The 12,952-nt window shown below is 35.2% G+C and carries 13 protein-coding genes and 1 pseudogene; 4 read left to right on the forward strand and 10 right to left on the reverse strand.

Annotated features, from left to right (window positions below):
* Positions 1-23: 23 nt before the first annotated feature.
* Together ACFQU5_RS14940 and ACFQU5_RS14945 are read right to left on the reverse strand one after the other, a co-directional pair.
* Positions 24-329: pseudogene (locus ACFQU5_RS14940) on the reverse strand (PAS domain-containing protein); the annotation flags it as partial.
* 539 nt (positions 330-868) lie between these two features.
* Positions 869-1,474, reverse strand: a complete 606-nt coding sequence (locus ACFQU5_RS14945; protein ID WP_390289276.1) for a YpjP family protein — start codon at positions 1,472-1,474, stop codon at positions 869-871.
* An 850-nt stretch (positions 1,475-2,324) separates the two neighbouring features.
* On the opposite strand from ACFQU5_RS14945, the gene ACFQU5_RS14950 reads away from it, so the two are divergent.
* From ACFQU5_RS14950 to ACFQU5_RS14960, 3 genes are all read left to right on the forward strand, one after another.
* Entirely contained in the window at positions 2,325-3,110 is a 786-nt protein-coding gene (locus ACFQU5_RS14950; RefSeq protein WP_390289279.1) for an amino acid ABC transporter substrate-binding protein, read from the forward strand.
* A 136-nt stretch (positions 3,111-3,246) separates the two neighbouring features.
* Positions 3,247-3,903: an amino acid ABC transporter permease gene (locus ACFQU5_RS14955; protein ID WP_390289282.1), complete on the forward strand. Its 657-nt coding sequence runs from the start codon at positions 3,247-3,249 to the stop codon at positions 3,901-3,903.
* 13 nt (positions 3,904-3,916) lie between these two features.
* Positions 3,917-4,663: an amino acid ABC transporter ATP-binding protein gene (locus tag ACFQU5_RS14960; RefSeq protein ID WP_390289285.1), complete on the forward strand. Its 747-nt coding sequence runs from the start codon at positions 3,917-3,919 to the stop codon at positions 4,661-4,663.
* Positions 4,664-5,026: 363 nt separating this feature from the next.
* Here ACFQU5_RS14960 and ACFQU5_RS14965 read toward each other — a convergent pair whose 3' ends face one another.
* The 7 genes from ACFQU5_RS14965 to ACFQU5_RS14995 all read right to left on the reverse strand — a co-directional run bounded on the left by ACFQU5_RS14965 (position 5,027) and on the right by ACFQU5_RS14995 (position 10,473).
* Positions 5,027-5,815, reverse strand: a complete 789-nt coding sequence (locus ACFQU5_RS14965; RefSeq protein WP_390289288.1) for a class I SAM-dependent methyltransferase — start codon at positions 5,813-5,815, stop codon at positions 5,027-5,029.
* Positions 5,803-6,234 carry a BrxA/BrxB family bacilliredoxin gene (locus ACFQU5_RS14970; RefSeq protein ID WP_390289290.1) on the reverse strand — a complete coding sequence of 144 codons (432 nt, stop codon included), beginning with the start codon at positions 6,232-6,234 and terminating at the stop codon, positions 5,803-5,805. The genes ACFQU5_RS14965 and ACFQU5_RS14970 overlap by 13 nt, the downstream gene beginning before the upstream one ends.
* 80 nt (positions 6,235-6,314) lie before the next feature.
* Entirely contained in the window at positions 6,315-7,508 is a 1,194-nt protein-coding gene (locus ACFQU5_RS14975; RefSeq protein ID WP_390289293.1) for an MFS transporter, read from the reverse strand.
* A 381-nt stretch (positions 7,509-7,889) separates the two neighbouring features.
* Positions 7,890-8,996, reverse strand: a complete 1,107-nt coding sequence (locus ACFQU5_RS14980) for an ABC transporter permease (protein WP_390289296.1) — start codon at positions 8,994-8,996, stop codon at positions 7,890-7,892.
* Positions 8,983-9,678 (reverse strand): ABC transporter ATP-binding protein, encoded by a 696-nt coding sequence (locus tag ACFQU5_RS14985; RefSeq protein ID WP_390289299.1) that lies wholly within the window; start codon positions 9,676-9,678, stop codon positions 8,983-8,985. Before ACFQU5_RS14985 ends, ACFQU5_RS14980 begins: the two co-directional genes overlap by 14 nt.
* 161 nt (positions 9,679-9,839) lie before the next feature.
* Positions 9,840-10,016, reverse strand: coding sequence for a hypothetical protein (locus ACFQU5_RS14990; RefSeq protein ID WP_390289302.1), 177 nt, complete (start codon positions 10,014-10,016; stop codon positions 9,840-9,842).
* Positions 10,017-10,128: 112 nt separating this feature from the next.
* A complete protein-coding gene (locus tag ACFQU5_RS14995) occupies positions 10,129-10,473 on the reverse strand; it encodes a hypothetical protein (RefSeq protein WP_390289305.1) in 345 nt (114 codons plus the stop codon).
* 113 nt (positions 10,474-10,586) lie between these two features.
* On the opposite strand from ACFQU5_RS14995, the gene ACFQU5_RS15000 reads away from it, so the two are divergent.
* A complete protein-coding gene (locus ACFQU5_RS15000) occupies positions 10,587-11,213 on the forward strand; it encodes a LysE family transporter (protein ID WP_390289308.1) in 627 nt (208 codons plus the stop codon).
* A gap of 40 nt (positions 11,214-11,253) precedes the next feature.
* On the opposite strand, the gene ACFQU5_RS15005 is transcribed toward ACFQU5_RS15000, so the two are convergent.
* Entirely contained in the window at positions 11,254-12,618 is a 1,365-nt protein-coding gene (locus tag ACFQU5_RS15005; RefSeq protein ID WP_390289311.1) for an amino acid permease, read from the reverse strand.
* Positions 12,619-12,952: the final 334 nt, after the last annotated feature.

Below are 12,952 nucleotides of genomic sequence, written 5' to 3' on the forward strand. Positions count from 1 at the left end.
ACTATCTTGATTTCTTGATTTTCACGCTCTGTAATATCTGTTGCGATTTTTAGAACAGCATTTACTTTGCCATCTTCATTTAGGATTGGAATATATGTAGCTTCTAGCCATAATAGGTTCCCCTTTTTACCTACCCTTTGAATTTTCTTTTGCGATTTAATTCCTCTATTTAGGTTATCCCATAACTCATTATACTGTTCACTATTTTTATATTCCTCGTTACAAAACTGTTTATGGCTTAAATTTAACATTTCATCCACCTCATACCCTAAGGTACTTGCGAAATTTCGATTAACCCAAATTACTTCTTTTTTTAGATTAAATTCCATTGCAGACAATACCGCTGCTTTATTTAATACTTGCGTACTTATTGAGTTCAATGTCTAATAACCTCCAACAGTTAGAAAAATCTCTTTAAAAAGAATATAAAATATGCATAATAATGTAAATGGATATTTCGGGTATATTTCTCTAAATAATAAAAAAAATTGTAGGTATTAGTATTTAAAAAATATCAGTACATAAATTCTATAATATTTACAACAGGAGTATATTCATATAAAAATAGGACCAGGCACAATATTAACTAATTCCTAGTCTTTTTTAGGGATTTTCAACTTGACTTATGGGTTAGTCATGAACAGATTCCACAGGTAGTTGTTCCTCTGAAAGCATCAAAAAAAATGGAAACACTTACTACATACAAACTTTAATGTGTTCTTTAACTAAATGATATCTTTTTGGTATTAGAGGCTTTATCCATTATTAAAAAAAGTATTTTCTATAGCACTCCGTTTTGAAAACGTAGATTTATCAACCTTTCCAAAACAAAAAAACACCCGCAATTTATACGAGTGTTTGAATGCTTTTAAGACAACCATTTCGGCGGTGTGTTTTTGCTCCAGTAAATATCTCCTAAGGAGTGGTGTGCAACAAAATTGTCTTCAGCTGTATGGTAATGAAAATTATAATAGAAACCTTCTTGTGGACGTTTTTCTGTTCGAACATGGAAGCGAATTAAATCTTTTCCGCTTGTCCCGTTCGAAATATTGAAAATCTTTTCATTATACTCTCCACTTGGCTGATTAGATATTGCTAAATATTTGAGTGAATCAGAATCTAGACGTGTTAATGTTAGTTCAATAACCTCTTCTAATTTCGGATAAATTTTCGTTTCAAATTCATCACTAATGACAGGTGCAATTCTTGGACCAAATTTTATGTAGGCTTGCTCTTTTGCTGCGACTAATATAGGTTCTAGATCTGGCGTATCATTATTGTCGCCATTGGCAAAACTATCTTCAACTATAGTTGATACTTGTTCAGTTGGATTACTTTCTATATTACTACCTTGAGAACCATTGTTCGCTTGGCTGTTATCTAAACTATCCCAAATTTCATGATTCGGTGTAATTAATCCAAATGTTAATAATGCTACTGTTATAACAAGTGTTTTCTGCAACCATTTTTTCACGGAATCACCTTCAATATCGCACAATTTTGTAAAAACCTTCTATATATTTAGTACGTTTAAAATATTAAAAGGTTTCATCTTTTTCTATTTCATTGTACAATAATATTGTAAATAAAGCGTGTTTTTTTTATCAAGGGAGGTTTACAGTATGGAAATCGCAGCAGGATTTGGATTATTGTTATTACTAGGTTATTTAACATCAATGTGTTTCACTGACTAATTTACAAAGTAAAAGCTACTTTTTCAGGTAGCTTTTTTAGTTGCCAAAAAATTAGACAAGGGGTATCCGAATTACTCGGATACCCCTTTAGCATTTCTATGGAAAAATATAAATAAAAAATGTCTCAACCCTATCATCAGGGGAATTTTATAATATAATGCAAACTCTTGCATTTACCAACCGCGGTAAAATTCCACTAAACGCTTTCTAACCTAAGCAACGCAAACCCTACCTACTTTTGCGTCCTTGCAAGCCTCAACTTGCGCCAGTGTGAATAAGTATCTTTAAAAAGTTCAGCGAAACGCCAAATTTATTTACATCAATCCTAAAAATCGCATACAACTACTGTAGCATAAATTATGTGTAAAGTAAAATTCATTGATACATTAAGTAAACATAAAAACTATGAAGCTGGGGCAGAAGTAGAAAATTCTTTAATAATGTAAAACTAACGGACCAATTTTTGTATTCCAGCCTTTATCAGAATGATTTATTTCATACCTTTATAATTCGCTCCTTATTGACACTAATCTATCAATATGCTATTCTTTAACACGTTAGTAATTTAGTGAATGAAAGCGTCGTTCACCATCAACTATTTACATTAAAAACATTAAGGAGTTATCTTTTATGAAACGTAAATTTTCTCTAGTATTTATTCTAGCAATGGTATTAACGATTGTTGCTGCTTGTGGAGCAGATGAAAAAGCAGATAGTTCTTCTTCTGAAAAAGAATCTTTGGTTATTGGGATTGACGATACTTTTGCACCGATGGGATTCCGTGATGATAACAATGAAATCGTGGGATTTGATATCGATCTAGCTACAGCTGCTGCTGAGCATATAGGCGTTGATGTTACATTCCAGCCAATCGATTGGTCAACAAAAGAATCTGAATTAAGCAGTGGACGTATTGATTTAATCTGGAATGGCTATACAGTAACTGAAGAACGTAAAGAGAAAGTATTATTTACAGAACCATATTTAGAAAATGCTCAGGTTGTTATGACTTTGGAAGATTCAAAAATTACTGCATTAAATGATCTAGCAGATAAAGAAGTAGGTATTCAAGCTTTATCATCGGCTTTAGATGCTTTAAACGCTAACCCAATCAGCGAAGAAGTAACTCTAAACGAATACAAAGATAATGTATTAGCCTTAACTGACTTAAAGGCTGGACGTGTTGAAGCAGTTGTAATTGATAAAGTTGTTGGTGAATATTTTATGACGCAAGAAACAGACACTTTTAAAATCCTGGATGAATCCTTGGCACCTGAGCAATATGCGGTTGGTGTAAAAAAAGGCAATGAAGAGTTACTTGAAAAAGTACAAGCTGCTTTAGATGCAATGAATGAAGATGGTACTTCAACTGAAATATCAACAAAATGGTTTGGTGAAGATATCGTTTTAAAATAGGTTACAACCTAATTAAATATGAATACTTGATAAGAGTTTCCATTTTCATGTGAAGCTCTTATCTTTTTGACCGAAAGCTACGTTAAAAAAACATGAACTTGACTATTTTTAGTCAGACTTTTAAGGAGGATACATAATGGTTGAATATTGGAATAAGATTATTTGGCCAATGCTTGAAGGAGCACAAATGACGGTACTCCTCTTCTTCATTGCCATAATTGTTTCGATTCCACTTGGCTTCTTGCTTACTTTAGCAGTTAAAAGCAGCTTTAAGCCATTATCTTGGCTAGCACATGGTTACATTACGATAATGCGCGGTACTCCCCTTTTACTGCAGCTATTATTAATTTGTTTCGGGTTGCCAATGCTGCCAATCATCGGTGAATATTTAGTTTTTGATCGCTTCGTTGCTGCATGTATTGGATTTGTATTAAATTACGCGGCTTATTTTGCAGAAATCTTCAGAGGCGGCTTACTTGCAATTGATAAGGGCCAGTATGAGGCAGCACAAGTGTTAGGGTTATCGAAATGGCAAACAACAACTCGCGTGATTTTACCTCAAATGTTCCGCGTTGCTCTACCAGCGGTTTCAAATGAATCGATTACTCTTATAAAAGATACCGCGCTACTGTACGCCGTTGCGGTACCAGAACTTCTGCATTTTGCACAAACAGCTGTCAATAGAGAATTTACGATTGTTCCTTACTTTATTGCAGGAGTTATTTACTTAATTATGACATTAATTCTAACGCTATTCTTCAAGCGGTTAGAGCGTCGATTTAAATTTGAATAGAGGTGAAAAGAAAATGACACTAATTCAGGTTTCCAATCTAAAAAAATCCTTTGGAACAAACGAAGTTTTAAAGAGAATCTCCTTTAATATGGATAAAAATGAAGTGGTTGCGATTATTGGCCCTTCTGGATCAGGAAAAAGTACATTGTTGCGTAGTTTAATTAATTTAGAACAAATTGATGGTGGAAGTATTAGAATCGAGAATGAATTTCTTGTAAAAGATGGGGTTTACGTAAAAGCGGCCGACATAAAAAAAGCAACTGGCAAAATGGGAATGGTGTTTCAACATTTCAACCTCTTCCCCCACCTTACTGTAAAACAAAATCTAGAAATGGCTCCGAAGCTACTTAATCTACAATCATCACAGGAGATTGAAAATCATGCGAATGATTTATTAGGTAAAGTTGGGTTGACTGAAAAGTGCGATTCTTACCCTTCCAATTTATCAGGCGGACAAAAACAACGTGTGGCCATTGCCCGTGCGTTAATGTTAAATCCAGATATACTACTCTTTGATGAACCTACATCGGCACTCGATCCAGAGTTGACAGGTGAAGTATTAAAAGTAATGAAGGATTTAGCAGAAGAAAGCATGACGATGATTGTTGTTACCCATGAAATGGGCTTTGCTAGGGAAGTTGCTGATCGCGTAGTCTTTATGGATGGTGGGGAAATAATCGAAACGAACAATCCAGAAGATTTTTTCTCCAATCCACAGCATGATCGTACAAAACTGTTCTTACAGAAGAATTTTAAATAAATGGTTTTATTAGTAGTGAAGAATATTGCAATTTTCTTCACTATTTTTTTGTTGGATACACTGAAGAGATTGAATATAGGAGTGAGTTTTTATTGATGTTCGAGCTTTGAAGGGTTCTTCATTAAGAAATGAGGTTACTTTTAATGACGGATGTTTATTATGTTGTGCATTCATCTTATGAAGAACTACCTTGTGTAGAATGCTTTTTATAAAGTTCTTCATTCGTGTCATGATGCACTTTTTATTATAAAAAACTTCATAGTAGTTCTTCATTCGTCTTACCTTTTTATGAGGCATTCATAACACTTTACAATAATCAATAAAACTAAAAAAATAGCGATGAAAATTCATCGCTATCTCTTTTTAATTTTTTTCCATAACCCCATAGTGAAACTTGGAAGTTAACCGAACCGCTCTTTCAAATCCGAATTCCTCAAACATTGTAGAACGAAAGTGAGCTTTTACTACGACGCGTTTCTTGGCAACGCGGAATGCTTCTTCCACCCATTCTTCTGTTAAATGAAGATGACTGCCAGCAACTCGCAGCGCTTCAAAATTATTCGATTCTTCGATGAGTTCCTCGAACATGGGATCCATATACACAACATCAAAAGAGTTATCCTGCTGTTGTTTTAAAAACTCTACGGCTTCGCTTTGAATTACCTGAATTTGACGCATACAGCTTGTTAACGGCAGTTCAGAAGTATCATAGACTTTCATTCCACTCTTTACAATAAATGCCACATTTGCATCGTCCTCTAATCCGACTACTTTGCCTGACTCCCCTACTTTATATGCAGCAAGCATTGCGTCGGCACCCATCCCTAAGGTGCAATCCAGGTAGGAATCTCCACTTATCAGATTACATGCATCCAAAAATGGATCTTGCTCTCCTCTTGCAACTCGTTTTAACCGGAAAGCTGCGGAGTTTGGATGAAAAAAGAAAGGTGCAGCTGCACCTTTCGGATAGTACTCATAACGATTTTTGCCAGCGACAATGACATTTGCATTGAAGAATCGACTTAACTTCGAAATCGACCTTTTATTTCGTGGTTCGAAACGTATATTCAGTTCATTACAAGCTTTACGTGCCAGTGCCATTGAAAGTTCATCTGGTCTACCCGCAGTTGTTACAAGTGTTACTGTGCACATGCTTGTTTTAGCACACCTGTTAAATGCTCAGTAATTTGTTCAACTGGATACCCCTCAATTTGTTCACGGGGAATGAAGTATTCTAATTGCCCGTCTCTTAAAACGGCAATGGATGGTGAGCTGGCTGGAACTTCCTCAAAGAAGCCGCGCATTTCTGCTGTTGCTTCGCAATCCTGACCAGCAAAAACTGTTACCAAATGATCTGGTTTTACCTCTTCAATTGCTTGACGAGCTGCTGGACGAGCCAAACCTGCTGCACATCCACAAACAGAGTTAATCACAACTAAAGAAACACCTTTTGCTGTAGCCATAAATTCATTTACTTCTTCAGGAGTCGTTAATTCATTAAAGCCTGCATCTACTAGTTCTTGGCGCATTGGTTGCACAATGCCTCTCATATATTCATCATAAGCGTTCATAATCTCTACCTCTTTCATTCTTAATCACTATTTTTTATTATACCAATTAAAATGACCAAATTTCAAAGCATGTGCCTACTTTAATCATTTACGCCTTCTGCTACCGGTTTTGCTATTTCTGGTTTTTTCCAAGCAAGTGTGATGCCTAAAGCCAAGGCTAAAAATACTGCTGCCAAATAGTATGGGTAATCCACATCGATATCGAATAGCATCCCCCCCAAAATCGGGCCGATTGCATTTGCAAGAGAGGTAAACATCGAGTTCATCCCACCAACAAAGCCTTGATCATTCCCAGCTATTTTCGATAAATAGGATGTAGCTGCAGGACGAATTAGATCAAATCCAACAAAACACATCGTAATAACGAAAATAATCATTGCATAGCTAGACACTTGAGTTAAAACAAAAACGAAAATTACGGAAATCACTAAGCAAAGTTGAATTAACTTTATTTCGCCCCACCATTGCGTCATACGGTCAAATAGTAAAATTTGAGATAACGCGCCTATTATAGCCGATACGGTAATCAAAACTGCGATATCTCCGGGTGAAAAGCCAAATTTATGATCAGTATATAAACTTATAAACGATTCTACTACCGCGAGACCGAATGAAGAAATAAAAATAATCAAAAATGCTATTAGAAACATCGGGATAAAAAGCTTTTTCAAAGTTGATTTCGATTCTGATTGCTCGAAGACTTCCGGTTGTTCTGCACGCACCGGTTCTTTTAAGAAAACAATTGACAAGACTGTCGCTACAGCACCAAGTACAGCGGCTGAAAAGAATGGAACACGTGTACCGATTTCTGCAAGAAAGCCCCCAACACCCGGTCCAATGATGAATCCAGTGCTGATTGCAGCAGACATATAACCCAGTGCTTTTGGTCGTGTTTCAACTGTCGTAATATCAGCTATATATGCCGTTACGGCCGGCATAATAAATGCTCCGCTGACACCACCTAAGATACGCGAAATAAATAAAACTTCCACTGATTTTCCTAAACCAAATAATAATTCCGATACGGCAAAGGTTGCCAAGCCTAGGATAATCATTATTTTACGCCCGTATTTATCTGCAAAACGGCCAGCTATCGGTGAAACCACAAGTGAAGTTAACGCAAACGCTGCCGTTAAGTAGCCAACAACTGTTCCGGAGATATTTAGTTCATTCATTATAGTTGGCAATACTGGAATGATTAAGCCAATGCCTAAAAATGCAATAAACAAGTTCCCTAATAAGATTGCTAAAACAATCTTCGTATTTTTATTCATGATGAGTCTCACTTTCTTCAATTTCTTTTCGTGTATTTATACGAATCATGCATTTGGTTTTCCATTCCATATCGTTCTCCGTTTGATTACTTCCCGGAGAAAATGGAGAATGGTATTGCTTCTTTACACACAAAAAATGTACAACTGCCTACTCTCTAAGCATTGTACATTCAGTTCGTGCTCAACTTGATTTTGGATTAATATTTTAGTCGATGCACTATTATTTCTAGTAAGTTCAACAAATTCGATTGCATGTAGTTATAAAAACCCTCAATAATAGTATAATACATGTTCAGTATAATTAGCTATCCATTTTAATTTCGAATAGCAGCTATTCAATAGCATTTACCTGAAGTAGAGGAAAATTTAATTCGATACTTATTAAAAAAATAGAGTTCGACAAGTAAGTATTGCTGCATAAAACAATGTTATCGAGTTAACGATATAAATCTCTACTCTTCTAAAAGCTAACTCCCAATCTCGATCTGAAGTTCGAATAATTTTAAAAATGGCGTTTTCCTTTATTTCTGCGTAAATAGAACCTATATAGGTTTTTAAGCCAAAATACATAAAAATAATAAGTAAATATGCAGCCCACCACGGTACGACTAAAATCAGTGGCAAAACAATACATATTATACGTAAATAATCCCAAATATAACTCTTTTTACGAAATATTGTTTTTAAAATTAATTCGACTAATACAGACACACTATTTCTAGATTTTGCTTTCTTGAAGTACAATGGTGATTTCCATTTATGTTTGGGTAATCTCATGGTTTTAAGCTCAGGGTTATGAAGGAAAATCCGGGATTGCCAACGATAAAAAGCTTCTACATTCATCTGTGTTTGTTTTTCAAAATAACAATGCATCCTAATTGCACGTTTTTCATATAAAATCACACTAAAAACAACTAACCCTATTGTCAATGCTACTGTTAAAATACTTCCATAAAAAACCACGATTGATGATAACATAATTAGCAACAATAAAGTAAAAAACTTCGCCCATTTTGAAGCCAATAACAATGCCAATTTACTTACCAAATAACAGCCGATGATCGATAATGCAAATTGGGTTAATTGAATAATAGAAAAATGATGCACATATCGCAATAACGGATATAACAACCAGTATAAAATTGCCATAAAAATGGTATTACACAGGAATGAATAATAGAATCCCCAGCGTTTTAATGCAGCATATTGTTTTGTGGATTGTATTAAAAATAGATTGTCTGCTGGTTCACTAAACGTACGATTAATAAGGGTACTACTTATATACATGATAATGAAAACAACGATGCCAGGATGTAAGGATTCGATAAATCCATAATCTAGCTGGAAGACTGTTTCTCTTAGAAAATAATACACAAAAGCAAAAAACGGTATGATTAAATAGAGACAGGTTGTCCAATCCACAATACTTTTAATCAATGATAAGTGTGTTTTCCATTGTCTTTGCAATCGTTTCTTAAACAGCAGCATTTTCAACACCTTCTATCAATTCATCGAATATCTCGAGTAAAGTCTGTGAAGGATGTTGCCGCAATTGTTCCATACTACCTAATCGAATCATTCTTCCTTCATGTAGACAAACAAATGAATCACAAAGTTTTTCAGCTGTATCTAAAGCATGAGTAGAGATCAAAAAGGACGCATGTTGGCTTTTATAATCCTCAATCATTAGCAAAAGTCTTCGAATAGCCTGTGGATCTAGTCCCATAAATGGTTCATCTAATATGTAAAAATCATACTTTGGTGTAAACGCCAAAATTAGCATGACTTTTTGCTGCATTCCTTTTGAAAAATTAATTGGATATTCATGTAATTTGCTTTCTAGTCTAAATACCTTACATAATTCTAATGCAATTTCTTCCAACCGGGCTTTGTCTTGACCAATCGACTGAATTAATAAGTGAATATGCTCCCACAATGTTAAAAAATCGTACAAAATTGGCCGTTCAGGTACATAGCCATACTGCGTCAACTCACATTTATGCTGGCTATGCGGAATCGTCCCCATAATCGTTTGAATGGTTGTACTCTTCCCGACACCATTTCCTCCAATCAATCCAACAATTTGACCTTTCGGGATTGTAAATTCTATATTTTTTATAATGGCTTTGTTTTCTTGATATCCTGCACTCTGTATATTAATTGAAGTCATTTTTAGTTACACGTTTCAATAATTATGTAAAATTTTGTATTAATTGTACTTACGAATTCCACTGGAAAAAGTTTCATTGCAAACAAATTTAAAAGAGCATTGATTCCCAGCAGGAATCAACGCTCTTTATAGACCATCTTAAGGTCAAGTGGTTTTTTCAATTAGCAACCGTCACAGTTGTCATCGTCTTGATTTCTGTTATTGCGGTTGCGATTAAAATTCGCATCTTCCGCAAATTCTTCGTTATTTTGGTTACGGTTGAAATCTAATTCCTCCGCAAACTCTTCACGATTATTGTTTTGATCTTGACGATTGTTGTTGTATTTTCTTTTTTCCATTGTTCATTCACCTCCGTCATTTATTTTGGGTAAATGCACATTATTTATGCATCACTTTTATTGAAGAATTTTGTTAAGGGATTATTCCGATTTCTAAAAGCTCAAGTTGGATTTACTCGTTTTTTTTCTCTTCTTTACTTGAAACCTTCTTATTGATTCCTCGGTATATTTGGGTAACCATTGTTCCCTGAACGACATGCTCCAAAAAAAATGTTCCGACGAGTTTTAAGTATTCTTCATCATCAAACATCTTTCGGTCTTGAAATTCCATTTCTGCCAGCCCTTCATATGTTGCCAAAATGGCATAAGTATAATCGGCACCAGTAATAGGAATTAGCACTTCGACAACGTGATCATATTGTTCGTTTCGAAACTTTTTTATCTCCTGTAAATTCTCGATTGCCTCTTTAAATTTATCTTGTTTAATTTCAAATGTTTGATATACATGAATAGACATTGCTACTACTCCTTAAATGAATTTAGTGCTACAAAAATGAATAGTTGTCCTACTTCGGCTCCAAAACGAATAAGATGGTACAAACCATTTTTAGTTACTAAAGGAGTTTTTAAATGAGTGCTTTTTTTGGATACGTAATTCTGGGAATATCTCTTGCAGCTCCCATTGGTCCCGTAAATGCTGCACAAATTACCAAAGGTATTTATGGTGGCTTCGGACATGCTTGGCTAGTCGGATTAGGCGCGATGTTAGCTGATGCTGTCTATATGGCAATTGTGTATTTTGGTGTTTTTCATTTTCTTGAAACACCATTTATGCAAACATTACTTTGGTCCTTCGGTTGTTTTGTACTTATCTATACCGGTGTTGATAGCATTATAAATGCAGGCAAAGAGGTGAAAATGAACAAAATAAAAGGAGATTCCTATAAAAAATCCTTTTTCTATGGTTTTCTATTATCGATTTCCAACCCACTATCAATGATGTTCTGGCTAGGCATTTTTGGATCTGTTCTAGCAAAAACCGTTTCAACTTATGATTTGGACCATGTGATTTTATATAGTCTGGCCATTTTCATTGGATTATTTATCTGGGATGTTACAATGGCTTTTATATCAAGTAGCTTCAAAAAAATTCTTACAGCTAAACTGCTAGGTGTTATTTCAGCAATATCAGGATTGTCCCTAATAGGATTTGGTGTGTATTTTGGTGTACAGGCTTTCAAATTATTGTTTTTGTAAGGACCAAATACATAGCTCACTTACAAGGAAAAGCGAATTGCTATATGCTGCGAGGATATTCGTTAATATTTTTGTTCTTCCGTTTTCGCATAAATAAAATCACAATGATGACGATGGCAATAAATACGACGCTAACAAAAAACCCCATCCGATTCGTTTTATCAACAAAAGTACCACTTACTGCAAGGAGAATCAGCAGCATCGCGAAAAAACGTTTCACATGATCAAATTTTGTTGCTTGGATGAGTCTTGGGAATGATATAAGAATGAAAAACCAGTTATAGATTAGCATTAACCCAGCGGCTGTTGTAATATACTCATACACTCGATCAGGAACGATTCTAGAAATAATGATTGAAATAACTAAAACTGCAATGGTTAATGCCAATGCAAAAGGCGGTACTTTCAGTTTACTTTTCTTAGCAAATACTTTAGGGGCATCTCCTTCTTCCGCCATCGTTACAAGCATACTCGTAACGGCAAAAAGTGAAGCTGCCATTGTAGAGAAACCTGCAATAACAACTCCTGCATTGAATACATAGGGGAAAAAAGCTAAATTGTACTCTGCAAGAGAAATGACAAATGGACTCTCCTGGGCATTAAATTGGTCATAGGCAACAAGCCCTGAAGCTAAAATAATCGAAATTAAATAAATGCTTGTTAAGATAATGAGCATGACTGTTGTTGATTTGATGACTTCTTTTTTCTTTTGTAATCTTACAGATAAAATCCCCATAATTTCTATGCCGCCAAATGCATAGAATCCAAATATCAGGGAAGACCATAGGCCAATAATTCCTTCTGCGAAGAATTCATTTGCTGTATTCGGGACACTAAAATCATCTCGACTTCCGCCAAAAAAACCAAACAGCACTAAAATAGCGAGGATGATAAACATAAAAATAGCGGCCACTTTCATGACTGCGAATAAATTTTCTGTTTTTTCAAAGCCTTTTGTTCCGATTAAAACAACGATTATTCCTAGCACTGCATACACGGAAGCCAGAATCCATAGTGGTATATTCGGGAACCAAAACCGAGTAAGTATAGAAAGTGCGGTTAATTGACTTCCAGAGATCAACATTTCAGAGAACCAATACACCCAGCCGCTGCTAAAACCTGCCCATCTTCCAAAAGCTTTTTTGGTGTACGAACGGAACGACCCTTTTTGTGGGTCCTGAATAAACATTTTTCCGAGTTGCTCTGAAACAATCATGGCTGTAATACCTGCAAGTATAAATGGAATAATAATTGAAGGACCCGTTTTCGAAATACCAATACCGGAACCAAGAAAATAACCTGTTCCAATGGTGCAGCCAACCCCGATTAGTGAGAGTTGCCACCATTTTAATAGGCCTTCACTATTTTTCTCATTTTTACCTCCAGCACGAGCTGGTATTTCCATCAAAAACTCCCTCCCTTAAAATCCTATTTATTATGAGCGGAGGAAAAAAGTTTATGCATTTGAATGAGTTGTAAGGTAGCTTTGACTTTAAATCGTTTTATTTCCTTTGATTTGAAGGTTTGTGAAAGAAAGTTTTTTCTTGTTTCTTATAAATTTGTCTTTTATCCCCCTTTATAAAAGTTTTAATCATATTATAAAAAATTGTATGATAGCGTTTCTATTGGACACAATCGAGTAGGAGGGAGTGATTAACTCCCGACCTCTCACACCACCGTACGTACGGTTCCGTATACGGCGGTTCAATTAAGATGAATAACGCAAAGTTTCATAACGA

Origin of the sequence: Ureibacillus sp. GCM10028918 (assembly GCF_042666115.1) — a bacterium.
Classification (GTDB): domain Bacteria; phylum Bacillota; class Bacilli; order Bacillales_A; family Planococcaceae; genus Ureibacillus.